Origin of the sequence: Streptococcus suis (assembly GCF_002960425.1) — a bacterium.
Taxonomy (GTDB): domain Bacteria; phylum Bacillota; class Bacilli; order Lactobacillales; family Streptococcaceae; genus Streptococcus; species Streptococcus suis_S.
Genome location: NZ_POIZ01000032.1, coordinates 1 through 25,307, shown reverse-complemented (window position 1 = coordinate 25,307; position 25,307 = coordinate 1). Strand labels below are relative to the sequence as shown.

The window sequence follows — 25,307 nt, the reverse complement described above, 5'->3', positions numbered from 1 at the left end:
TGAATTCTCCTCAAATGCGTTTTCTTACCTGTCCCAGCCGAAAGTCAGCAGAAAAATTTTGCAAAAATGCTGAAAAACTTGTAATATAGTAAGGATGACAAGTATGGAGGTCAGTTTTGGCTAAGAAAGAGATTAACATAAATAACTATAATGACGATGCCATTCAGGTACTGGAAGGGCTGGATGCCGTTCGCAAACGCCCTGGTATGTACATCGGCTCAACAGACGGAAATGGCTTGCACCACATGGTCTGGGAGATTGTTGACAACGCTGTCGATGAAGCCCTGTCTGGTTTCGGTGATCGGATTGACGTGACTATTAACAAGGATGGTAGCCTGTCTGTTTCCGACCGTGGACGCGGAATGCCTGTCGGTATGCACGCAACAGGCAAGCCAACAGTCGAAGTTATCTTCACCGTTCTCCACGCAGGTGGTAAGTTCGGTCAAGGTGGCTACAAAACTTCAGGTGGTCTCCACGGGGTTGGTTCTTCGGTGGTCAATGCCCTGTCCAGCTGGTTGGAAGTTGAGATTACCCGTGACGGTGCTGTTTACAAGCAACGGTTTGAGCAGGGCGGAAAACCAGTTACGACTTTAGAGAAGATTGGTACCGCTCCAAAATCAAAAACAGGTACAAAAGTTACCTTTATGCCTGACGATAGCATCTTCTCAACGACCGATTTCAAGTTCAACACCATTGCCGAACGTCTGAAAGAATCAGCCTTCTTGCTCAAACAAGTCACCATGACCTTGACAGATGAGCGGACTGGTGAGCAGGAAGAGTATCACTATGAAAATGGCGTGCAGGACTTTGTATCCTACCTCAACGAAGATAAGGAAACCCTGACACCAGTCCTCTATTTTGAAGGAGAAGAAGCAGGTTTCCAAGTCCAAGTGGCCATGCAGTACAACGACGGCTATTCAGACAATATCCTGTCTTTCGTTAACAACGTTCGGACCAAGGACGGCGGTACCCACGAAACAGGTCTCAAACTGGCCATTACCAAGGCCATGAACGACTATGCTCGTAAGACCAACTTGCTCAAGGAAAAGGACAAGAATTTGGAAGGCTCTGACTACCGCGAGGGGCTGTCTGCGGTTCTTTCTATCCTTGTACCAGAAGAGCATTTGCAGTTCGAAGGGCAGACCAAGGACAAGCTGGGAAGCCCACTTGCTCGTCCTGTGGTGGACGGCATTGTGTCGGACAAGCTAACCTTCTTCCTTTTGGAAAATGGGGAATTAGCTTCAAATCTAGTTCGTAAAGCCATCAAGGCGCGTGACGCCCGCGAGGCTGCGCGTAAGGCGCGTGACGAATCCCGAAACGGTAAGAAAAATAAGAAGGACAAGGGCCTCCTATCAGGAAAATTAACCCCAGCCCAGTCTAAAAATCCAGCCAAAAACGAACTTTATCTGGTCGAGGGAGATTCAGCCGGAGGCTCTGCCAAACAGGGCCGTGACCGCAAGTTCCAAGCCATTCTACCTTTGCGAGGCAAGGTGATCAACACCGCCAAGGCTAAAATGGCGGACATCCTCAAAAACGAAGAAATCAACACCATGATTTACACCATTGGTGCAGGTGTTGGGTCAGATTTTACTATTGAAGATGTCAACTATGACAAGATTATTATCATGACCGATGCGGATACGGACGGTGCTCACATTCAGACCCTCTTGCTGACTTTCTTCTATCGCTACATGCGACCATTGGTAGAAGCAGGACGGATTTACATCGCCCTTCCACCCCTCTACAAGATGTCAAAAGGCAAGGGCAAGACAGAAAAGATTGCTTATGCCTGGTCTGACGGAGAATTAGAAGATCTCCGCAAGGATTTTGGCAAGGGCTTTATCCTCCAACGCTACAAGGGTCTTGGTGAGATGAATGCCGATCAGCTCTGGGAAACAACCATGAACCCCGAAACCCGTACCCTTATCCGTGTCACCATTGAAGATCTAGCCCGTGCTGAACGCCGTGTATCCGTCCTCATGGGCGACAAGGTCGAGCCACGCCGCAAGTGGATTGAGGACAATGTCAAGTTTACCTTGGAAGAGAATACTGTGTTTTAAGGTGAGAGATTTGAAAAATAAAGAAATTATATCAATAATATTGTTTATTGCTGTTTTAGTATCAGGTATTTTGACTTATCTTTCACAAAACAATGATAGTAAAAATACTGTTGAGTCTATTACTAACTTTATTGGTATTTTGTCTGGATTAATAGCAATTCTGTCGTTGTGGATTAACTTCAATCTTTTAACATCAGTTAGAAACATGGAGGAAAAAACGAATCAGACTATTCAGCAAGTGAGAGTTGATTTGTACTATCGAAAAAGTTTATATAATGCAACTGTAGCACTTGATAGATTGGATAGGAAAAATAAGACAATTGACTTTTTAAATGATGAGAGTTTGAACGATTTAGCTACAATAATTGCATTTTGTGAACTAAAACAAACAGAAAAAGAATATAATAACATCCTAAATAAGAATATACGATTTGAATTAACTAATATAAAATTGGTCTATAAGTCAGCAATTGAACTAACAGAAAAAGAGATCACTCATGGAAGAGTTTATCATAAGGATATTATGTCCCCTCAATACATTTGTGATTTTAAAGTTTCTATTAGTAGGCTAAAAGATTTTATTGAATCATTTAGTTCTACAATACTTGGAACAGCTATTGAGAATTTACATGATAAAGAGTAAATTTTAGAATGATTAATATTCAAAAATGTTTTTCATTAGGAATTTATTTGAGATTGTAAACTTTTCAAGAAAAATTGAGGTGTAGTATGGTGTTAGAAAATAAATTGGGGATTGAAAATTCGGCTGAATTAGCCCGTCTTGAAGAGCAAATCAGCAAGAAAAAAGCAGCTCAACTCTTCGAAACTGGTCAGTTATTCCAGATAGAAGTTGGGACTTTTGCAGGTTTGGCACACATTCATCAGGCTTTATTCGAGGATATTTACGACTTTGCAGGGAAAATTCGTGATGTCAACATTGCCAAGGATAATTTTCAATTCGCTCCCCGGATTTTTCTGGAGCAGTCTTTGGCCTATATTGACAAGCTACCTCATGAAAACTTTGACGAAATCGTTGAAAAATATGCGGATATGAACATTGCACATCCATTCCGAGAAGGAAATGGACGCAGTATGCGTATCTGGTTGGATTGTATGTTTCGGGCTAGTTTGGGCAAGGTCATTGATTGGAATAACATTGATAAAGACGAGTATTTCAATGCCATGATTAGAAGCCATGTGTCAACAGGTGAACTCAAATACCTCTTGCTACATTCTTTGACTGACGATCTTGGTCAGGCTACTTATTTCAAAGGTATCGACCATTCTTATTTCTATGAGGGTTACAACCTCTATCGGACAGAGGATTTGTAATTCTAGCACAAGCAAACTATGTGAGGTGTTTTATGCCACTAAGAGTAAAATTAACTGACCGTTTTCAAAAACAGCTGACTGAATGGGCTCGAAAGCGCAAGCCATTTAAAAACAAACAGGAATTAGAAGAAAAGTTTGACCAGGCGCTTGAAACTTGGAAATCCTCCAAGACTAGAGAACGGGCAGAGGCCTTGTTGTCTGATCAAGGGAAATTGGAACATTTTCTGCAAAATATAGAGAAGAAATTGGCACGACTTCCATTTGGCGGGGACAAGTTTTCAGCCATTCCAGGAATGATTTCCATGGTTAGAAGCTATGTTAAGCGAGAATATACAGCCTTACCAAAAGGAGCTATTTTAGCTACAATCGGTGCCTTAATCTACTTTTTTAGCCCACTGGATGCTCTGCCTGATTTCCTATTCGGACCTGGTTTGTTGGATGATGCCTTTGTCCTTAATGCCTGCCTCAAATTAGTTAAGTCTGATGTGGATGATTTCAGAAACTGGCAAGCAAGTCAGTGGAAGGTGGAAAAGTAGCTCTGCTATTTTACGAGGAGAAAGAAGATGTTAGAGAAAGTTGAACGATTAATAAGTGAAATTAACCGTATTCATCTGGAGTATTCAAAGGATTATTTTGAAACAGGTAAGGTTGAAAAAGTCAATCTCAAGCATACCTTTGCCAAGGTGCCAACTCAACCTATTCTGACTTATCGACTCAACTTACACGAGTCCATTAACGATTACTTGATGCGTGCAGATGTCAAGGATATTGCCTATTTTTATCGTGTTAAAACATCGGAGTCGATTTTGGATAAGATTGATCGTTTTAAGGAGAGAAATGAGGGATATCCTGTCAACTCCATTCTCAATGATATTTTCGGTGCTCGTATGATTTTGACTTCTGAGGAAATCGCGGAGGTCATGGAGCGTCTGGATGACTGGCAGGAAAAATATGGACTGAAAAACTGGTACCTGCGAGATAAGGACGACTATGTCGGCATTCATATCTATTTCAAAAATAAGAATAATTTCTATTACCCATGGGAATTGCAACTGTGGGACGAGAAAGATGTCGAAGGCAATATTGCTAGTCATATCAAGTATAAAAGGAAGTTTGTGGGGTAAATGATATGGTGGAATTGGGAATTGCAAGTTATCTTTTTGGAAAAATTGCTGATTTTTCTATTGGTAGTTTGCTTGATAATTTTGATATTAAAGATAAAAAAGAAAAAAAAGCATTAGAGAAATTCATTGAAGTTTTTAAAAAAGAACTATTGTCGCGTCATAAAGAAAATCCTGACTTTGAGCAAATTGAAAAATTTTGGAAGGATCAGGATGTTGTAGGGGAATTATTTAAAATTTATTATTTGAGGACCAGTAGTTATGAGAACTACCCACAATTTAAGACTAACTTAAAAAAATTAGATTATGAAATGAATAGTGATCTTTGTTTTTCATTGATGGATCAATTCGCAAATCAACTAAAAAATACAATTGTAGAATTATCTGGAAATACAAAATCTATGGTTTCTGCCCAAAAAATATTTTTGGAATCAATGGATGCTAAATTAGATATGCTACTTACAAAACAAGATGAAGAAGAATTGAGAAGTAATAAACAAAATAATTTGACTAATGGTCAAGTTGTGGCTAAAGAGAATGAGAGTATGGCAGAGAAGGTTGGAGAAAGTGAATTAGACATTGATGCTCTATCTTTGGAAACAGAGAATATACTTAATAAAAAAACACATTTAGCCTCCTCAAGTTTCTTTAGTGAAAAGTTTGATATGACATTTTTTGAAGTAACGAGAGACTTTACAATATATACGGATAAAAAAATTATCCAAAATCGGCTGGAACATTTTTTTGAGAATATTAATTATTCCAGGTGCTCCCCACTTAGGAAGGTGAGGGGGTCTAGTTACGAAGACATCTTCAAAATGACATTTGATGATAATGGGAAACTCCTTCTGAAAAGTGACTCTGGTCGCACTTTTGAGATTCTAATTGATAAAGTTGTGGCCTTTAATCCACTTGCGTACTGGCAACGTTTTCTTTTGATACAGGTTGATGGTGACTCTCTGCCAATTATTACAGGTGATTCTGACAAGCATAGTTCTGATACAATCGCACTTGAATTTAGATATTCAGAAGGATGTTATTACGAGCATACCATTGGTAATGAAAGAAAATATTTAGAAAGTGGTTTATTGTGTGAAATTAGTGGTGATGTGGAATATAGGGTTCGTTATTTAAAAAATTACAATTTCCTAGTTGTTCCAAGATATCATCCATTGGCATGTGATTTTACGTTATATCATGAAGTCGAAAATTGTCTTGATAAGTTACTAAGTACTGAAAGCATGGACAGCTTAAAAGAAATTTATTCAGAAATTAATAATAAAGTTAAGAAAAGTGGAAGAACGTTGTCAGACAGTAGCGAACCACGGTATGTTAGTAGCTATTACTGATAAGACAATTTCATAGAATGACAATATGTACCGCAAAATTATGTTATAAAAATAAAATGGAGTTCGCATTGCAATAAGTTTAATATAACAGAGTTATTAGAGTGTGCCTAGAGTATGTTTGATTGGATAAATAACCTGAACAAACAGACAAAGGATTAGGAGAATCATGACTAAGTTTGAATTGTGGATTTTTTCGTTTTTAAAAAAAGTTTTTAAATACTTTAGTGGAATTACATTTTTAAATATATGGGATGAGAGCGACCTAATCAATAAACTTGAAAGTATGTCTGAATTAAAAGTAAAATCAGATGATAAAGATTTTTATTTACGTCAAAAATTGGATGCAAAATTATCATTTGTACTTTGCTTTTTTGGAGGAGGATTAATATTATTATTTAGTAAAATAACTTTTTCGTCTACTGCAGGCTTCTTTTCTACTATTTTCATATCAATAATTATTTTTCTATTTACTTTTATTATTGTTGGTAGTTATCATTTTCTTTTTAGAGTTGTTTTATTCATATTTCAAAATTTATTAGATAAATTATTTAGAGAAAATACCTATGTTAGGAAATTTTCTTTACTCCCTCATCTGTCTATTTTACCAATATTTTTATCAATATTTACACTGGAAATATTCGGAATTGATTTTGCTGATTTTTCAAACAATGTTTTATTTTCATTTTTATTTATAATATTGATGCTAATTATATCTCTAGTTTTTATTTATCTGAGTATAGTCACAATTCCTCCGTATGTTTTGGAAGAAGTAAATGTTCTCCCTGCTATGATTTTATCTACTCTAAGTATTGTTGCTTTCTTTGTTGACGAGGACCCTATTCCAAATAATAAGATTATTAGTTTAAGTCTTTTTTCTATTACGTTGTTATGCACTCTTTGTGATTTTCTTACAAAATACTTTATTGATAAATATCAGTCAGAAGCTCAGAGGATATTTGAAGAGCAATTGATAAAACAAAAAAGTCAGGTTAGCTATGAGGAATTGAAGAAATGCTACTATTTCGGTGGTCGCAAGTATAGGGAGAAAATTTTGAGTACAGAGAAATTTATAAAAATTGTTAATAAACGAGAACCTGCTTAGGAGAATTTATGTCTAACATTCAAAACATGTCCCTTGAGGACATCATGGGAGAGCGTTTTGGTCGCTACTCCAAATACATTATTCAGGAGCGGGCTTTGCCGGACATTCGTGACGGTCTCAAGCCCGTGCAACGTCGGATTCTTTATTCCATGAATAAGGACGGCAACACCTTTGACAAGGGCTACCGTAAGTCTGCTAAGTCAGTCGGAAATATCATGGGGAATTTCCACCCGCACGGTGATTACTCTATTTATGATGCCATGGTCCGCATGAGTCAGGACTGGAAGAACCGCGAGATTTTGGTGGAGATGCACGGGAACAACGGTTCCATGGACGGTGATCCGCCAGCAGCCATGCGTTACACCGAGGCACGACTCTCGGAAATGGCAGGCTATCTCCTGGCCGACATCGAGAAAAAGACGGTACCATTTGCCTGGAACTTTGACGATACGGAAAAAGAACCCACTGTGCTACCAGCTGCCTTCCCTAATCTCTTGGTCAATGGAGCGACAGGAATTTCAGCTGGGTACGCGACTGACATCCCGCCGCATAATCTGGCGGAGGTCATCGATGCCGTTGTCTACATGATTGATCATCCGACAGCTAAATTAGAAAAGTTGATGGAGTTCTTGCCTGGACCAGACTTCCCAACAGGTGCCATTATCCAAGGGGCTGACGAAATCAAGAAAGCCTATGAAACTGGTAAGGGTCGTGTCGTAGTTCGTAGCCGTTGTGAAATCGAACAGCTCAAGGCTGGTAAGAAACAGATTGTCATTACTGAGATTCCTTACGAGGTCAACAAGGCTGTTCTGGTCAAGAAGATTGATGATGTCCGTGTCAACAACAAGGTGCCTGGTATTGCTGAGGTGCGTGATGAGTCAGACCGTGCAGGTCTGCGGATTGCCATTGAGCTGAAAAAAGACAGCGATGAGCAAACCATTCTCAACTATCTCTACAAATACACCGACCTGCAAATCAATTACAACTTCAACATGGTGGCCATTGATAACTTCACACCGCGTCAGGTCGGCTTGCAGAAGATTTTATCCAGCTACATCGCCCACCGACGTGAGATTATCATTGCTCGGTCTAAGTTTGACAAGGAAAAAGCAGAAAAACGCCTCCATATCGTAGAAGGCTTAATCCGTGTTATTTCTATTTTGGATGAGGTTATTGCCCTTATCCGTGCCTCTGAAAACAAGGCTGATGCCAAGGAAAACTTGAAAGTCAGCTATGATTTCAGCGAGGAACAGGCAGAAGCAATCGTGACCTTGCAACTCTACCGCTTGACCAATACCGACATTGTAACCTTGGAAAATGAAGAAGCAGCCCTACGCGAGCAGATTCAGACCTTGGCAGCCATTATCGGTGACGAGCGGACCATGTTCAATCTCATGAAGAAGGAACTGCGTGAGGTTAAGAAGCAGTTTGGCAATCCTCGTTTGAGTGAATTACAAGATCAGGCAGAAGCGATTGAGATTGACACCGCTAGCTTGATTGTTGAAGAAGAAACCTTTGTCAGCGTGACCAAGGCAGGTTACATCAAACGGACCAGTCCTCGTTCTTTCAATGCCTCAACCCTTGAAGAAATGGGCAAACGAGAGGATGACCAGCTGATTTTCTTACAGAATGCCAAGACAACTCAGCACCTTTTGCTCTTTACCAATCTTGGAAATGTTATCTACCGACCTGTCCATGAACTGACAGATATTCGTTGGAAAGATATTGGTGAACACCTGAGCCAGACCCTAATGAACTTTGATACCAATGAAGAGGTTATCTTCGCTGAACTGGTTGAGAATTTTGACGAGGGAACGTATTTCGCGGTGACTAAATACGGTCAAATCAAACGTGTGGAGCGGAAGGAGTTTACACCATGGCGGACTTACAAGTCCAAGTCAACCAAGTATGCCAAGCTCAAAGATGCGGATGATGTGGTCATTACTGTATCGCCTGTAGTCTTGGATGACATCATGCTCATCACAGAAAAGGGCTACGCTCTGCGATTTAACATCGAAGAAGTGCCAATCATCGGTGCTAAGGCAGCTGGTGTCAAGGCGGTCAACCTCAAGGATGGGGATGTGGTGGCTGCGGCCTTTATCAGCAATACCAGCTCCGTCTATCTCCTGACCCAGCGTGGTAGTTTGAAGCGGATGGCGGCGGAGGAAATCCCTGTGACCAGCCGTGCCAAGCGTGGTTTGCAGGTGCTTCGCGAACTCAAGGCTAAGCCTCACCGTGTCTTTGCGGCTGGTCCAGTCTTGACAGACCAGGGGGATTTTGACCTCTTTAGTACGACAAATGAAGATGAAACGACCAGTCAAGTGCTTCATGTGCAGTCCAAAACGGGCAAACTCTATGAGGTTGATGTGACGCAGCTTAACCTGTCTGAACGCACCAGCAACGGCAGCTTCATTTCGGATACCATTTCCGATGAAGAAGTGTTGTCTACCTGGATAAAATAAATAAGGTAAAAGATTGTCTTTAGACAGTCTTTTTTGTTATACTGATATGGAATATATGAGGAGAAGAATAGAATGAAAAAAATCCGTAAATACCTGATAATAATTATCTTTTGTTGTATGCTCCCTAGTTTGTCTGCTTGTGCATCTCCAGAGAGTATGTTGGAGTTTTTAGCTGGAAAAGAGCGTTCAGTTTCCGAGGAAGGAATCTATATTGACGCTTTTGAATCGTTTTTCCATGCTAAACCTTCTTTACAAATATATGAACATATTCCGGCAGGATTACTACAAGGAACTTCGATGACCAGCTATGAGGTTGTCATTGGCGAAGAATTAGCTAAAAATCCTATTTTTGATGTTGGAGAGGCTTCTTGGACGCCGGAAAGTACCATTGATTTACCAGACCCATATGCTCACGATGGAGTAGCCTTCGAAAATGCCCGCAAATTTGTGTTTGATGATGTGATTTCACATCCTTTATGGCGTATTGGAGCTGAAGTTTTCAATAATGAGTGGATCCAGACTAATTTGGTGAAAGAACCCTATAAGATTATTGCGTTAGATAATAAAACAATAAGGAAAAAGGATTTAAATTTATGGCCCTATGTAACACTTGATTTGGATTCCTTTGATAACACAGCCTATCAAAATGTATCTAGAATACATGAGTTAGTGACTCTTGAACTAGATAAAGAATCAGGTTATTTAACTTATAAAATTGATGAAAATGACAGAGAAGAGCTGGTGAATCTATTTAGAAACCTTTTTTCAGAGGGGTATGTTGGAAAACAAGACGAAGAAAACAGTATCTTTAATCAAATAGGTTTTGTGATTGATACTGACTTCACAACGGAAGAATTGGAAAATGGAGCAAATAATACAGATGTAGTAGGTAGATTTGTCAATTTAGATGCCCTCCCTGAAGGAATGGTTCTCTATTTGTATGACAGTCATTTTAATCTAATTACCTATGGATTGGATGATACTGAGCAATAATAATCTATAAATCAAGATTTAATACTAACGTACCAGCAACGGCAGCTTCATTTCGGATACCATTTCTGATGAGGAAGTGTTGGCTGCTTGGATTCAATAGCATAGAGAACTCGCTCCGGCGGGTTTTTTATATTCACAAAATTTTCTGAATTTTTAATTGAAAAACACCCTCAAAAATAGTAAAATAGTAAAAAATGAATTTGGAGAATACCTATGACAGTGAACATTGACTGGGAAAACCTTGGTTTTGCCTATATGAAGCTACCTTTCCGTTTTATCGCGCATTTCAAAGATGGTCAGTGGTCTGAGGGGCAGTTGACAGAAGATGCGAACCTGCACATTTCAGAAAGCTCACCAGCCCTCCACTACGGGCAACAGGCTTTTGAAGGATTAAAAGCTTATCGTACTAAGGATGGTAAACTTCAACTTTTCCGTCCAGACCAAAACGCTGAGCGCCTGCAACGAACAGCTGACCGCTTGCTCATGGAACCTGTACCGACGGACCTTTTCATCAAAGCCTGTAAAGAGGTGGTCAAAGCCAACGCAGACTACGTTCCTCCCTATGGAACTGGTGGTACCCTTTATCTCCGTCCGCTCCTGATTGGTGTCGGCGACATCATCGGTGTAAAACCAGCGGAAGAGTACATTTTCACCGTTTTTGCCATGCCAGTTGGTAACTATTTCAAGGGCGGTCTAGCCCCGACCAACTTCCTCATCCAAGACAAGTATGACCGTGCGGCGCCAAATGGTACAGGGGCAGCCAAGGTCGGTGGTAACTACGCAGCTTCGCTCTTACCGGGTCAATATGCTAAAAAGCAGGGCTTCTCAGATGTGATTTACCTGGACCCAGCTACCCACACCAAGATTGAAGAAGTAGGGTCTGCAAACTTCTTTGGGATTACAGCTGCTAACGAATTTGTCACACCGATTTCACCGTCCATCTTGCCGTCTATTACCAAGTATTCTCTTCTGTATTTGGCAGAGCATCGTCTGGGGATGAAGGCTGTTGAGCGTGAAGTTCTTGTCGAAGAATTAGACCAGTTTGTCGAAGCAGGTGCCTGCGGAACGGCAGCCGTTATCTCGCCAATCGGTGGTGTCCAAATCGCAGACAAACTCCATGTTTTCCATAGCGAAACAGAAGTAGGACCAGTGACCAGAAAACTTTACGAAGAATTAACGGGCATCCAGTTTGGTGATATTGAAGCGCCAGAAGGATGGATTGTCGAAGTAGAATAAATATTCTTTCTCCTATCCAGTTAGAATTGGATAGGAGTTTTCCATTTTATAAAATCAGTCTTCATAGTATCATGTAAGCAGGTAAAAATTATTGATATTAGAGAGCTTTAGGCAACTAATTACGAACAATTTTGATATAATGGAATGAATATTGATTTATTTCCTGTATTTAGAAAGGTAAAAGAAGTATGGATAGAAAATCAGATGATTTGATGAATATTTTCGACCTACTCAAACTATTTAAAAAGAATATTATTCTGATAGCAATTTGTGCTACATTGGGTGGTCTTGTTATGGGACTGTATGCGAATTTTGCAGTGAAGCCCCAATATGATTCGAGTGCTCAACTGTTAGTTGCCCAGGATCCAATTGATATTGGCAGTGGCAATACTTATGTTCAAGCAGCCAACTCTATCCGAACAAATTTGGAAATGATTCCGACTTATCGCGATATTCTGTATGGTGTTCCCGTCCTTGGAAAAGTATCGGAAACTTTTGGTGGAAAGTATTCGGCTACGGATTTGAGAGCTCGCTTAAGTTTTGTACAATCAGAAAATTCTCAAGCCTTTGTTGTCAAGCTTCGGATGGATGATGCCAAAGAGGCGCAAGTTGTTCTTGAAGAAATAACAACAGTCTTCAGTCAAACCTTACAAGAAATCTATAGCAAAGGATTTGGTAAAGTGGTTGTCCTCTCACCTGCTTCTTACAATAGCAATAAGGTATCGCCGAATATCGTTAAAAATATTATTTCAGGTGTGTTAGCAGGTGTATTCCTTTCAATTGGATTTATTCTTTCTAGAAATCTTTTCGATCGAACAGTAAAAAATGATGCCTTGTTACAAGATAATAATCTGACACTCTTGACTGAATTATACGATATGACTTCAAAAGAGATTAGTAACGCAAAATATCAATCTAATTTGTAATACTAGAAAGTGAGTCTTCGAATGTTTTTTGGAAGAAAAAAGAAACAAAAAGAATTAAATAAGCAACAATTGCAAGGGTCTCCGCTTTATTCAGCAACTCAGCCAACTAGTTTGAATGCAGAGCAGATTAGGGTTCTTCGGACCAACTTAGAGTATGCACAGTTGAACGGTAAAATTAAATCTATCGGAGTGACCTCCTCCATACCTGGCGAAGGGAAATCAACTGTATCTGCCAATTTAGCTCACAGTCTAGCAATGGCCGGTAAGAAAGTACTGATTGTTGATGCAGATTTGCGGAAACCTACTGTTCATCGAACTTTTAATGTATCCAATATGCGTGGTTTGACTGATTTAGTCATTGATCATGATGAAAACTATACCAAGTTTTTACACTATCTTGAAGATTTGGATTTATATGTTTTACCCTCTGGTCCCATTCCACCGAACCCATCAGAGCTGTTGCAATCAGAAAATATGACTAACTTGATGATATCATTCGCTAATGATTTTGATTTTATCATCTACGATTTGCCACCTGTCACTAGTGTGACAGATGCCCAGATTATTTCTAGAAAAGTAGATGGAATGATTTTAGTTGTGCGTCAAGGCTATGTATTAAAGGCTGAGCTAGAAAAGAGTTTAAGAAATTTAAAGAATGTTGAAGCAAAATTGCTAGGCTATGTGATGAATGATGTACCTAAGGAACAGAAAGAATCCTACTATTATTATGGTAGCGGAACTGATTTTTCTAATCAGTCCAATGATGTTGAATAACAGTTTATTACACATAAAAAGAGTTGAGTGTGAAACTCAGCTCTTTTGACAAATTATTTACTTAAAATAGAGGTTAGAAAGCGCCCAATGGCATAGCTTGTTGGTAATACATAGACTTTTATAAAATAGCGGTGGAGTGGTAGTTCTGACTTGTAAAAAGTTGATAAATAAGGATTCTTCCTGTAATTAAGTTTAGCTAGCTCATATCTAGCTTCTTGATAGGCAGTTTTATCTTTAGCTTTTACTGCATTAGCTATCATTTGTAGCAAATCTTCAATCATTTTAAATGTAAAATAATCTTTATAGGCAGGGTTTCTTTCTCCCATAATGCGATTATTTTCCATGGATTTCCAATTGTTTTGCGGATTTGGAGTGGTGCTAAGAGAGCCTTCTCTAGATCGATAGATATACAGTTTTTCTGGAACAGTAGTGATATGGCGTGCATGGACCATCAGCTCGAAGTAAATACCTTCGCCCATCCCATCTAAAAATCGGAACTGAATTCGTTCAATCAATTCCCTAGAAACTATCCTTGCAGTTGGTTGGGTATTGTGGAAGATGTCCTTGAGTTCTGCTTTGCCATAAATTGCCTTATACCAAACAGATTTTTCCCTACCGTCAGAGGAGAAGGTGCCAGTGTCGCATAAAACTAGGTCTGCCTGGTCCTTGATTGCCTGTGCATAGAGTTTTTCAAACATATCCTCCTTGACAAAGTCGTCCGAGTCAACAAAAGCTATGTATTCACCTGTGGCTAGCTCGATTCCTTTATTCCTTGCCTCACCAACACCAGTATTTACAGATGATTCAACAAGGGTAATTCTTGGGTCATTGTTGGCATAGCTTTTGAGCATCGTTAAAGAATTATCTGTCGAGCAATCGTCAACTAATATCAATTCAATATCAGTTAAAGTTTGTTTTAAAATAGATTCAATACATTCACCAATGTATTGCTCTGTATTATAAACAGGAATAATAATAGATACTTTTGGCAAAACATTCTTCCTCTCTTTTTTTCTCATTATAACATATCGTGAGAAAAAGTTTTGCTTTTTTAAATGGCTGTTTCCAATATTTTCATTTTTCTGAATCAGATGATATAATACTGTGTTAGAAATTTTTAGCTTGAAAAGTATGCGCAGAGCATTGCTATTTTTCCAGAAAGGATAGGAATGAAATGAAAGAGTTTTATAGATATTTCCCGAGAATGTCAGGGAAGGTATGTTTGTATGGATAATACACAATTTAACAAATGGGGAGTATATTTTTTCTATTTTTCGATGGCTATTTATCCCCTCAGTATGATGATGAATATTATTTTTCAACGGCTAAACATCGACCTCCTGACAGGAAGAAGTATTTATATCGGATACGGTCTAGTCTATCTATTTGCAATTATCTTACTGGTTAAATTTGGTTTTTCACTGAAAAGATTAACGGCACTCTATTTCATCTATATTTTATACTTCGTTTTGTATTTGACCAGTGCTCCATCAGTTAAGTCAGTTTATACTGGTACAGTTATGGTGATGATTTACATCTACTATTTACCATATGCAGTGCTTATTTTATCTAGAATAAGTGATTTTCGTTTGCTATTCTCTAGTAAATTGATTGAATATACGAATTACTTTATCATAGTCAGCTCATTTATTGCGAAGTATTTCTTTCAGAATCAGACCAACTATATGACCTTTTCTTATCAACTCTTACCTATTTGGATGCTATTCACTTTTAGCTTCCTCCGCCAACCAACATTGCTGAAGGCGGGAGTTGCCTTGGTTATGTTACTAGAAGGGGTTATATATGGTGCTCGAGGTCCTTTGATCTGGCTGGTAATCGGAGCTGTGGCTTATTTTATCCTTGTAGCCTTTGAAAAAAAGATTATCAGTAATCTATCGCTGAAAAGGCTAGGACGTTTTTTGCTATGGTTGGGGCTTTTTATTGGCATTTTTTCGGTGGCGAGAAAATTTTTGCCTGCTCTTAACATTGAGAACTCTTATATTCTCAATCGTTTGGAGCAAGGGAGTATTGGAGTGAGCACAGGTAGGAATGAAATGATGGATATTGCCATCGCTTACTTAAAACAGATGGGCGGAGAAATAAACGGCATGTTTTTTGACCGTACTCTCATGCCGAATAATATTTATGTTCATAATTTTATATTAGAAACCTATTTATCGTTTGGTTGGTTTATGGGGACGATGATTCTATTTGCATTCGTATACTTTGTTGTAAAAACATTCTTGTCCGCCGATATGAGTAATAAAAAAGTAATTGTTTTTGCAGTTTCAGCCTTCTTCTTAAAATATTTTTTAACTGGAAGTATGTATGAAGGAGATAGTTTTGTCATCTTGTTAGCTCTTGTTTACGCTATCAATGGTCAGGAAAAATTAGAAGGCAGATATAATGAAGTTGCATAATCAAAAACTCTATTGTTCGCAGCTATTCGTAGCTATGGGAGCAATAGAGTTTTTATGATTACTTGATGATTGAGAGAATATTTTTTTGAAGGACAAAGCGATTGAGAAGATAGGAAATTCCGCTAGTAACGAGGACACTACATAGACCAAACAGTCCCCAGCTCATAAAATTAGTAATCCAATTCGTCAATGGAAGGAAAATCAGACAGGAAGTCAATACAGTTAGCGTATCAACCAATAGTTGCCATTTCAGATGTTCTGACTGTGTCTGTAGAATATGACGATAACAGTACCAAATATAGTAAAACAAACTAAATAATAGTGATATACTAGTTCCGATAGCTACTCCAATAAGTTGCCAATGAAAGACTAGACCAATAGAGATAGCTAGATTAAGGAAGGCTTCCGAATAGGTTCCAACTTGTGTTTCCTTAAAGCTTCCTGCTGAAAAAACCAGTGTACGATAGGGCAAGCGCAGGGCGTAGATAAAGATAGCCAAGGTCATCAGATAACCAAACAAGGGCTGGTTATAATTGGTATCCGTTATGTGTTGGGTATATAGGATGACAAATGGTGTAATCAATTGGAAGGTAGTGCTTAACAATATGGTGGCAGCGGTATGGATTGTCCATTCAATTTTCTTAAACTGATCATGTAAAACAGTTTTATCTTCTAGATGCAGTGCGCGCCCCAGAAAAGGTCGTAGACCGCTGGTTGCTGCGTTTAGAAAAGTCTTTATCCCCTGAAAAACGGTATTATAAACAGCGTAAACAGAAACCTGAGAAAGACTGGCAAAGAGGGAGAGAATGACCACATCTGTACTTTCTTGGATGGTATAGGCGATATGCTGGCCAATACCATACCACTGTTGTTGGATTTTGTAGTCTTTATCAATATTCTTCTTGGAGATTTTGTAGTGTTTATGAACATAGAAACTAATGCAGATGGGTGGAAGGATGAACACGAGAGAAGAAACAAATTTCACAAGGTAGATACTGTGACCACTGCTAATTAAGAAAACAGATAGGGCTAAGTTAATGATGTTAGCCGTTCCTTGTAGCAGTTCCTTGATATAAGCTCGTTGGTCGGAACCTAATATAATTTGACTGGTAATGCCCACAAAGAATTGCAGAAGGTGGGATAGGGATAAAATGAGAACTAGCCCGATAACTTGAATGCTGGAAACATTGCCGGTTAATGTATGAGGTAGAATCAGGCACAGGCAACCAATATAGACCAACAAGGCTAACCCAATCCGATTAAAAAAAACTCTGGATTTATAGTAAACGGTTGATAATTGGTTGAAATCACCGTCTAATATCGGTTTATATAAACTTGCTTGAATAACGGTAGCCATTCCTAAATCCAGAAGGCTGATTAGGTTTAGGTACTGAGAAATACTGGACATCAACCCGTTAATTTCTGAACCATAAGCAGTGATAAATAATCTTGGTAAGATAAGACTGCAGATAATGGAGATACATTTATTGAGCAGGGATATTAGTCCATTTATTTTTAGTGATTTTGTATTCATAGAGGTTGCAGCTTTCTAACAAAGGAGAAATATTCTAATACGTTTTTTTGATAAAAGAAATGGATTTTGATAGAATAGTTTCACTAATATCTTTGACTAGTATTATTTGGAAATAACTCTCTGTTTCGCTTGTAATAGTTTTTTGAGTGCTGAATAGCCTAAGAGGGAGCAAGACCAATACAGAAATGGAACAAATCTAGGTTTGATCTGAAGGGACTTCCATAAATGGTGTCTAGTTTCGACAATCTGACCTAGTTTAAAGTAGCGCATAGCAAGGTAATACTCTTGATAGGCCAGCAAATCCTTTTCAGGAAGTACCTGTAATGTTTGGTTGATGGCGCGTGCTTTTTGGGATACGATTTGGTAACCCTGTATGACCTTAGTAGAGTTTTTAGAGATACTGTCTTCTTGCACCTCATAGGCAACCAAATCTTCTGCCAATTTGTAGCCTTGACTGACTTGGAGAAGTTTTAGGAATAAATCCCAGTCTTGACAACTGAGAAGTTGTGAGTCTAAACCGCCGACCTGCTGAAAAAGAGCCTTTCTTACCATTAGGGTAGAGAAACCACCTAAGTTATTTTGCTTAATTGTTTCTTTCAGTGGAATGATTCCTTCAGGAAGGGTGTGAACTCCCTTGGCACCAAAGCCAGTTACAACAAAGCCAACTTCAGGTCGTTCTTGCAAAATACTAACTTGTTTTTCAAGTTTTGTTGGGAGAAAGTAGTCGTCTGAATCAAGGAAGGCGAGGTATTCTCCTTTAGCTTGTTCTACCCCTAAGCTTCGACAAGCATTGGCACCACTATTTTTATCTACGACAAAGAGTGTAAGATTGTCCTGTTGTTTTTGTAAGTCTTGAATGACCGAAACGGACTGGTCCGTTGATTTGTCATCAACAACGATGATTTCTACATTTGAATAATTTTGTTGATTGACGCTTTCGATGGCTCTTTGGATTAACTGTTGGCGATTGAAGTTAGGAACAACGACCGAGATAAATGGTTTCATAAAAATTTCCTTTTGTGTTACTATGTTTAATATTACAACAGGATAGACTTTTTTTCAAATCTCGTCAATTAGTTTGATTGATTTTCAGAAAGCACGTGAATGTTTTTATAACTAGCTTGAATGCTGAATTTGATATTAATTTTTGATAAAGGATACATGATTTATGACGAACCACGTAAATGATACTCCACTGGTAAGTGTCATTATTCCAGTTTATAATGCCTCACAGTTTATTGAAGAAACCGTTCAATCTGTCCTTGAACAGACTTATCAACATTTTGAAATTATCCTTGTAGATGATGTTTCAACGGATGCCTCGGTATCGATTGTTAGACAAATGATGGCGAAGGATAAGCGCATCTCCTTGCTTGAGAATGAAGTTAATTCAGGAGTTGCGATTGCAAGGAATAAGGGGGTTGCGGCAGCGACTGGACGATTTATTTGTTTTTTAGATGCCGATGATCTGTGGATTCCGACGAAACTGGAAAGGCAAGTGGCTTTCGCCTTGAATCATGGTCATGCCTTTACCTTCACTTCCTATCAATTTGCAGATGAGAGTGGAATAGCAGTAAGGGCGCCTCTCCATGTTCCAGGGAAAATTTCTTACAAACAAGCTCTGGGCAATCATACGATTTTTACATCGACAGTTATGTTGGATTTGGAACAGCTTGATAAGAAAGCTATCGAAATGCCAGATGTTCGGAGGGGACAAGATACTGCTACCTGGTGGAAAATATTGAAAGTGACGGACTATGCCTATAGTATTGATGAGGCTCTTTCTATTTACAGAAGGACTTCTGCATCTCTGTCAGCTAACAAATTGGCGGCTATTAAACGGACTTGGAATTTATTTAGAAATGTAGAAGGTCTGTCTTTGTGGCAAACCATTCCACCATTTTGTAGCTACGCTATTAACGCGATTAAAAGAAGGATATAAGGAGAATCATGGTTGTACTTGTTGCGACATTAAACACTGAAAATGTACCTAAATTGATTGAAGAAATGAATTTGATGACGGTTGATACCATCGTTATCAATCAATCAAGTACGGGTAGAGAAGGAACAGTCATTGAACAAAGTCAGCAAGCCACGATTGTTCACAGTGAGCGACTTGGTTTGAGTGCCAGTCGAAATGAAGCGATTTCCTATGCCCAGAGTGAGGATATCTGTCAGATTGCTGATGATGATATGATTTTCGTCGACGATTATAAGGAAATTGTCGAGAATGCTTACAAGGAGTTTCCAGATGCAGACATCATTGTTTTCTATGTTGACCTTGAAAACCATGCTGTTGCAAGGACTAGTATTCCCAAAGGTAGAATGCATTATCTCGATGCTATGCGCACATCATCTGTCCAAATCAGTTTTAAAAAGTCTAGCTTAGAGAGAGTAGGACTTGCATTTGATGAACGCTTTGGGATAGGAGCGAAATACGGATCGGGTGAAGAGAATATTCTCTTGTTTGACGCACTGAGAAAAGGAATGAAACTTTATAGTTATCCCGTAAAAATTGCTTCTTTACGCGAAAGAGAGTCACATTGGGATAGATCACATACACCGGAAAACTGTCGGAAGCGTGGAGCAATCTACAAGCGGATGACTAATTATTGGTATTGGTTGTTGATTGCCCAATTTGCGATTCGCAAGCGGAAGCAAATGTTACCTGAAGTTTCTTTGCTTGATAATATTCGTTACATGTTTCAAGGTGCGGAGGAATTTTCTAAATCGGAATTTAAAGAATAAATCAGAATGCGCTTTCACGAATCAGATTTTTGTTTATTTTAAGAAAACTGTGTAGAATATAGATTAACGTCTATACATCACCTAGTAAATTATATACCAAAATAAATAAGGGGGGGGGGTAGTGGTTTTGTATATAAGAAATGAAGCGTGGTCAAAATTTGCTACAATCATTGAATCTATTTTTGTTGTTATGGTTATTTGCATGACAACATTTACGCATCAGTCAGTGGAAATAAATGAGACAGATATAAATTACTTTCTGCTTTCTCTTCCCTGGGTAATTATTTTCTATATTGTACTAAATAAGTCTTTTGATACACATGTGTACTATAATCGAACAATAAAGGGAAATATCCTCAACTCCTTTTTTGTGCAAACTTTCTTTTTGATAGGTTTATCAATAGTTGGTTTTCTTTTTCTGGATGTATTTCGCTTTTCATTAGTGACGTTCTTAATTTGTCTTGTTCTTGGAACGCTTTTGTCTAGCGTAATACATATTTTTATCTTTCGAATTTACGAGACTGCTTTTAAAAGAAAAAGACTTCTCATTCTAGGACAAAAATCAGCTGTTTTAGCAACCTTGAAAAATTTTCAAGATTCTAGTGAAACCCTGCATAAAGTAACTCATTTGGTATTTGACCACTATTTGGAATCTATTAAGGAAGTAGTAGATGAGATTGATGTGGTCTATATTGCAGGATATATTGACAGTAAAACAAGATTAGCGATTTATGAATTCTTGATTTCCCACAACAAAATTCTCTATCTAACGACAAATGTTGAAAATTCAATTGTTATCAACTCACATATGATAAATATTTCTGACGAGAGTATGATTCAAGTTACACCTTATTATCTGTCAGTTGGTCAAGCAGCTATCAAGCGTGTTCTAGATTTTCTGACGGCAACTTTATTATTGTGTCTATCAAGTCCCATTTTCATCCTAACTGCTATTCTTATCAAATTAGAAAGTCCGGGTCCAATCTTTTATCGTCAGGATAGGGTAACAAAGGGAAATCGAGTCTTTTCGATTTTAAAATTTCGTTCAATGAAAGCAGATGCTGAGCGAAGTTCTGGTCCGGTATTAGCCCAAGCCAATGACAATCGCGTGACTCGAGTCGGAGAGTTTATTCGTAGAACACGAATTGATGAGTTACCGCAGTTAATTAACGTTTTAAAAGGTGATATGTCCATGGTTGGCCCCCGTCCTGAAAGACCATACTTTGTAGAACAATTTGTAAAACAAAATGGTTACTATTCATTGCGACATAATGTACGTGCAGGAATTACAGGATATGCTCAAGTCTATGGTAAGTACACGTCAGATTTTCAAAGTAAATTAAAGTTCGATTTGCTTTATATTAAACAATATTCAATTCTGCTTGATATTAAGTTGCTATTAAAAACTTTTGTTACTTTACTTGATAAGACAAGTTCCCAAGGGCAATCAAAAGAGAATATTAAGGAAATAAAAATAGAAGAACTTTCCAAAACCATTAGAATACTTAGCTAAGCTTTTTGATAAGTGTAACAATGATAAACAGTTTATGTAGAAATTTAATAAAGAGGAAAGAACTATGCAAAAATTTTCTAATGGGGATAATAATCTTATTGAGAATGAATTAGAACAAATAAAGGTAGTGCCTACCATCGCAGTTGTTGGTCTAGGCTATGTAGGGATGTCCATTGCAGTTTTACTTGCACAAGAAAACAAGGTTTACGCTGTTGATATCCTAGAAGAACGAGTTGAGCAAATTCGTGCAAAAAAATCTCCGATTCAAGACGATTACATCGAACGATTTCTAAAAGAGAAAAAATTAAATCTTGAAGCAACAACAGATACTAAATTTGCCTATAAAGCAGCTGATTTTGTAGTTATTGCAACGCCAACCAACTATGACGATAAGACAAATTATTTCGATACAAGCTATGTTGAAAGTGTTATCAAAGATGTCTTGGCAGTAAATCCCAATGCCCTCATGATTGTGAAGTCAACTGTTCCAGTAGGTTTTACATTGAGTGTGCGTCAAAAATACCAAACCGAGAACATCATATTTAGCCCGGAATTTTTAAGAGAATCGAAGGCCCTCTATGATAATCTTTATCCGTCACGTATCATTGTTTCCACAGAAACGACAGATTCCAACAAAAATAAGGAAGCTGCGCAAACATTTGCTAACTTATTGAGTCAGGCTGCTGAGAAAGAAGAGGCCCCAGTACTGATAATGGGGGCTACAGAAGCAGAAGCGGTTAAACTATTTTCGAATACCTATTTAGCCTTACGAGTTTCATATTTCAATGAGCTGGATACCTATGCTGAATTGAATAACCTAAAGGCAGAAGATATTATTAAAGGCGTAGGGTTAGATTCTCGGATTGGCGAGCATTACAACAATCCATCTTTTGGTTACGGTGGCTATTGTTTACCGAAAGATACCAAACAGTTACTCGCAAATTATCAGCAAGTTCCACAAAACATGATTTCAGCTATTGTTGAAGCCAATAGGACCCGAAAAGATTTTATTGCAGAACAAGTTATAAAATTTGCAGAGAAAATTCATGGCAATGACAGTGACCAACCAGTAACTATTGGTGTTTACCGTCTGACGATGAAAACAAACTCGGATAATTTTAGACAAAGTTCCATCCAGGGAGTGATGAAGCGTTTGCGGAGCAAAGGAGTAGATTTAATCATTTATGAGCCAACTCTTCCTGAACACTCTGTTTTTGATGGGTGGAAAGTGGTGAATGACATTGAAAGCTTTAAACAGCAATCAACTGTCATTATTGCTAACCGCTTTGAAGAATGTTTGCAGGATGTTGAAAATAAAGTCTATTCTAGGGATATTTTCAGAAGAGATTGATGTTGTATCATTTCAATCTGCATGAAGGGCTTGCACTTGCAAGCTCTTCTATTTTTTTGTAGAATAATAAAAGTGAGGTTTGAAAATGAGTAAAAAAGATAAAAAAATTGAAATTCAAATTGAAGATAGCAAAGTCTTGGTAAACAAGGAAGAATTTCCTGGCTACCGTTTGGTGATTGGTAAAAAGGTCATCGGAGAGATTGCAGAATTGGCTGATAATCATTTTGCGGTTGTAAAAAATGGAAACACCGAAAGCTTTTATAAAAAATTAGAAAAAGCAGTCGGAAATATCATAGAAAATTATAATTTAAGTCACTAAAAAGCTTGAAATAGTCACTATTTTATGATAGAATAGTGACTGTTGGTGCTGTGGAAAGATAGCGAAGAGGCTAAACGCGGCGGACTGTAAATCCGCTCCTTCGGGTTCGGGGGTTCGAATCCCTCTCTTTCCATGTCTAAGATACTAAGGGCGTCAAACGCACAGTAAAAATAGGAAGTTGACAGCAAATCCTGATTTGCTAGGCGACTTATCTTTTTTACACAGCGTTTAGCCTGAGTTCATTTAAGATACGAGAGATGCTCTGGTTTACCAGAAATTTCTGTAGAAAATTAGGAGGCTGACGCTGAGTGTTTACACTCAAGGAAGGCTATCTATTTTCCTAAGAAATTAATCTCGAGTTCAATTTCTTGTGATTAGTAAATAAATGAATTGTATCTCTTTTTGGGGTATCGCCAAGCGGTAAGGCAAGGGACTTTGACTCCCTCATGCGTTGGTTCGAATCCAGCTACCCCAGTAAAGGTACTAGATTTAATCTAGTTCGTCAAAGATGTCTAATTGTTGTTGTCCTTGCGTGTGCCTTAAATAAAATATATTTTATGTTGGGTCGAAAGACCTGATTGTCGGAGGTTTTTTTATAATGAACGAATTTGAAGATTTGTTGAACAGTGTAAGTGAAGTTACACCTGGTGATGTGGTAACTGCAGAAGTATTGACAGTTGATGCTGGTCAAGCGAATGTAGCTATTTCAGGTACTGGTGTAGAAGGCGTACTAACTCTTCGTGAGTTGACAAACGACCGTGATGCTGACATCAACGACCTTGTTAAAGTTGGTGAAACACTTGAGTTGCTTGTACTTCGCCAAGTTGTTGGTAAAGATACAGACACTGTTACATATCTCGTATCTAAAAAACGTTTGGAAGCACGTAAGGCATGGGACAAACTTGTTGGTCGTGAAGAAGAAGTTGTTACTGTTAAAGTAACTCGCGCTGTTAAAGGTGGTCTTGCTGTTGAATTTGAAGGTATTCGTGGTTTCATCCCAGCTTCAATGATCGATAGCCGTTTCACTCGCAACACTGAGCGTTTCGTTGGTCAAGAATTCGATGCTAAGATCAAAGAAGTTGATCCAGCTGAGAACCGTTTCATCTTGTCACGTCGTGAAGTTGTTGAAGCAGAAGCTGTAGCAGCACGTGCTGAAGTATTCGGTAAATTGGCAGTTGGTGAAGTTGTAACTGGTAAAGTTGCACGTATCACTAGCTTCGGTGCCTTCATTGACCTTGGTGGTGTAGATGGTTTGGTACACTTGACTGAATTGTCACATGAGCGTAACGTATCTCCTAAGTCAGCTGTAACAGTTGGTGAAGAAGTTGAAGTTAAAGTTCTTGCAATCGACGAAGTAGAAGGTCGCGTATCATTGTCATTGAAAGCTACACAGCCTGGTCCATGGGATGGCGTTGAGCAAAAATTGGCAGCTGGCGATGTGATTGAAGGTAAAGTAAAACGCTTGACTGACTTCGGTGCTTTCGTTGAAGTATTGCCAGGTATCGATGGTTTGGTACACATCTCACAAATTTCACACAAACGTGTTGAAAATCCAAAAGATGCTTTGTCAGTAGGTCAAGAAGTAACTGTTAAAGTTCTTGAAGTGAACGCAGCTGATGAGCGTGTATCACTTTCTATCAAAGCTTTGGAAGAGCGTCCAGCAGCTGCTGAAGGCGAAGAAAAAGCTGAAAAACGTGCTCCACGTCCACGTCGTCAAAAACGTGAAGAAAAACGTGATTACGAATTGCCAGAAACTCAATCTGGTTTCTCAATGGCTGACCTTTTCGGTGACATTGAATTGTAATTCCAATAAAAACTTGCCTTGCGCAAGTTTTTCCTTTCCACCCTTAGTGTAATGGATATCACGTAAGATTCCGGTTCTTGAGATGGGGGTTCGATTCCCTCAGGGTGGATTAGAACCACCTTGAAAAGCCCGTCAAATCGGGCTTTTTTTGGCTCTTTGTCAACTGTAGTGGGTAGATGAAAAGCTAACACCTAGAGAGGACGAAATTCGTTCTCTCTTTCTTTATGTTCAAAGCAATCAAAATGCGTTTTTTAAAATTTTCA

General features: G+C 38.5%; 22 protein-coding genes and 3 tRNA genes. 22 read left to right on the top strand and 3 right to left on the bottom strand.

The features are described 5' to 3' along the window. Positions 1–116: 116 nt before the first annotated feature. The 12 genes from parE to C1G57_RS03595 all read left to right on the top strand — a co-directional run bounded on the left by parE (position 117) and on the right by C1G57_RS03595 (position 13,355). Positions 117–2,060, top strand: coding sequence for a DNA topoisomerase IV subunit B (parE, locus tag C1G57_RS03650; protein ID WP_105113782.1), 1,944 nt, complete (start codon positions 117–119; stop codon positions 2,058–2,060). Positions 2,061–2,070: 10 nt separating this feature from the next. Further along, positions 2,071–2,703, top strand: coding sequence for a hypothetical protein (locus C1G57_RS03645; protein WP_105113781.1), 633 nt, complete (start codon positions 2,071–2,073; stop codon positions 2,701–2,703). An 86-nt stretch (positions 2,704–2,789) separates the two neighbouring features. Next, on the top strand, positions 2,790–3,392 hold the full coding sequence (gene fic, locus C1G57_RS03640; RefSeq protein ID WP_105113780.1) for a protein adenylyltransferase Fic: 603 nt from the start codon (positions 2,790–2,792) through the stop codon (positions 3,390–3,392). A 32-nt stretch (positions 3,393–3,424) separates the two neighbouring features. Continuing rightward, positions 3,425–3,928, top strand: a complete 504-nt coding sequence (locus C1G57_RS03635) for a YkvA family protein (protein ID WP_105113779.1) — start codon at positions 3,425–3,427, stop codon at positions 3,926–3,928. Positions 3,929–3,955: 27 nt separating this feature from the next. Further along, positions 3,956–4,516, top strand: a complete 561-nt coding sequence (locus tag C1G57_RS03630; RefSeq protein WP_105113778.1) for a GTP pyrophosphokinase — start codon at positions 3,956–3,958, stop codon at positions 4,514–4,516. Between the two features lie 5 nt (positions 4,517–4,521). Next, on the top strand, positions 4,522–5,862 hold the full coding sequence (locus C1G57_RS03625; RefSeq protein ID WP_105113777.1) for a hypothetical protein: 1,341 nt from the start codon (positions 4,522–4,524) through the stop codon (positions 5,860–5,862). Between the two features lie 166 nt (positions 5,863–6,028). Continuing rightward, the gene (locus C1G57_RS03620) at positions 6,029–6,964 is read left to right on the top strand and encodes a hypothetical protein (protein ID WP_105113776.1); all 936 of its coding nucleotides are present in this window, start codon (positions 6,029–6,031) and stop codon (positions 6,962–6,964) included. Positions 6,965–6,972: 8 nt separating this feature from the next. Beyond that, entirely contained in the window at positions 6,973–9,426 is a 2,454-nt protein-coding gene (gene parC, locus C1G57_RS03615) for a DNA topoisomerase IV subunit A (protein WP_105113775.1), read from the top strand. 72 nt (positions 9,427–9,498) lie between these two features. Further along, on the top strand, positions 9,499–10,419 hold the full coding sequence (locus tag C1G57_RS03610) for a hypothetical protein (RefSeq protein ID WP_153045605.1): 921 nt from the start codon (positions 9,499–9,501) through the stop codon (positions 10,417–10,419). A 213-nt stretch (positions 10,420–10,632) separates the two neighbouring features. Further along, on the top strand, positions 10,633–11,655 hold the full coding sequence (locus C1G57_RS03605; RefSeq protein WP_105113773.1) for a branched-chain amino acid aminotransferase: 1,023 nt from the start codon (positions 10,633–10,635) through the stop codon (positions 11,653–11,655). Positions 11,656–11,843: 188 nt separating this feature from the next. Then, positions 11,844–12,581, top strand: coding sequence for a YveK family protein (locus tag C1G57_RS03600; RefSeq protein WP_105113772.1), 738 nt, complete (start codon positions 11,844–11,846; stop codon positions 12,579–12,581). 21 nt (positions 12,582–12,602) lie between these two features. Then, positions 12,603–13,355, top strand: a complete 753-nt coding sequence (locus C1G57_RS03595; RefSeq protein ID WP_105113771.1) for a CpsD/CapB family tyrosine-protein kinase — start codon at positions 12,603–12,605, stop codon at positions 13,353–13,355. Between the two features lie 53 nt (positions 13,356–13,408). On the opposite strand, the gene C1G57_RS03590 is transcribed toward C1G57_RS03595, so the two are convergent. Beyond that, a complete protein-coding gene (locus C1G57_RS03590; RefSeq protein WP_105113770.1) occupies positions 13,409–14,374 on the bottom strand; it encodes a glycosyltransferase family 2 protein in 966 nt (321 codons plus the stop codon). A 207-nt stretch (positions 14,375–14,581) separates the two neighbouring features. Between C1G57_RS03590 and C1G57_RS03585 the strand changes: the two genes are divergently transcribed. Further along, complete coding sequence (locus C1G57_RS03585; RefSeq protein WP_105113769.1) at positions 14,582–15,775, top strand: hypothetical protein; 1,194 nt, start codon at positions 14,582–14,584, stop codon at positions 15,773–15,775. A 58-nt stretch (positions 15,776–15,833) separates the two neighbouring features. Here the strand turns inward: C1G57_RS03585 and C1G57_RS03580 are convergent, their stop codons facing one another. Both C1G57_RS03580 and C1G57_RS03575 read right to left on the bottom strand, forming a co-directional pair. Further along, a complete protein-coding gene (locus C1G57_RS03580) occupies positions 15,834–17,309 on the bottom strand; it encodes a lipopolysaccharide biosynthesis protein (RefSeq protein ID WP_105113768.1) in 1,476 nt (491 codons plus the stop codon). Between the two features lie 102 nt (positions 17,310–17,411). Beyond that, positions 17,412–18,314 carry a glycosyltransferase family 2 protein gene (locus C1G57_RS03575; RefSeq protein WP_105113767.1) on the bottom strand — a complete coding sequence of 301 codons (903 nt, stop codon included), beginning with the start codon at positions 18,312–18,314 and terminating at the stop codon, positions 17,412–17,414. A 163-nt stretch (positions 18,315–18,477) separates the two neighbouring features. Here C1G57_RS03575 and C1G57_RS03570 point away from each other — a divergent pair, with 163 nt between their 5' ends. From C1G57_RS03570 to C1G57_RS03530, 9 genes are all read left to right on the top strand, one after another. Further along, complete coding sequence (locus C1G57_RS03570; protein ID WP_105113766.1) at positions 18,478–19,251, top strand: glycosyltransferase family 2 protein; 774 nt, start codon at positions 18,478–18,480, stop codon at positions 19,249–19,251. 8 nt (positions 19,252–19,259) lie between these two features. Beyond that, positions 19,260–20,057, top strand: coding sequence for a glycosyltransferase family A protein (locus C1G57_RS03565; RefSeq protein WP_105113765.1), 798 nt, complete (start codon positions 19,260–19,262; stop codon positions 20,055–20,057). Positions 20,058–20,178: 121 nt separating this feature from the next. Then, the gene (locus tag C1G57_RS03560) at positions 20,179–21,570 is read left to right on the top strand and encodes a sugar transferase (RefSeq protein ID WP_105113764.1); all 1,392 of its coding nucleotides are present in this window, start codon (positions 20,179–20,181) and stop codon (positions 21,568–21,570) included. A 64-nt stretch (positions 21,571–21,634) separates the two neighbouring features. After that, complete coding sequence (locus tag C1G57_RS03555) at positions 21,635–22,921, top strand: nucleotide sugar dehydrogenase (RefSeq protein WP_105113763.1); 1,287 nt, start codon at positions 21,635–21,637, stop codon at positions 22,919–22,921. Between the two features lie 85 nt (positions 22,922–23,006). Next, the gene (locus C1G57_RS03550; RefSeq protein WP_105113762.1) at positions 23,007–23,240 is read left to right on the top strand and encodes a DUF2969 domain-containing protein; all 234 of its coding nucleotides are present in this window, start codon (positions 23,007–23,009) and stop codon (positions 23,238–23,240) included. 52 nt (positions 23,241–23,292) lie between these two features. Beyond that, positions 23,293–23,373 (top strand) — tRNA-Tyr (locus C1G57_RS03545). A gap of 270 nt (positions 23,374–23,643) precedes the next feature. Then, positions 23,644–23,715: transfer RNA gene (locus C1G57_RS03540), tRNA-Gln, on the top strand. 123 nt (positions 23,716–23,838) lie between these two features. Beyond that, positions 23,839–25,044: a 30S ribosomal protein S1 gene (gene rpsA, locus C1G57_RS03535; RefSeq protein WP_105113761.1), complete on the top strand. Its 1,206-nt coding sequence runs from the start codon at positions 23,839–23,841 to the stop codon at positions 25,042–25,044. 37 nt (positions 25,045–25,081) lie between these two features. Beyond that, positions 25,082–25,153, top strand: a tRNA-Arg gene (locus C1G57_RS03530). Positions 25,154–25,307 lie beyond the last annotated feature (154 nt).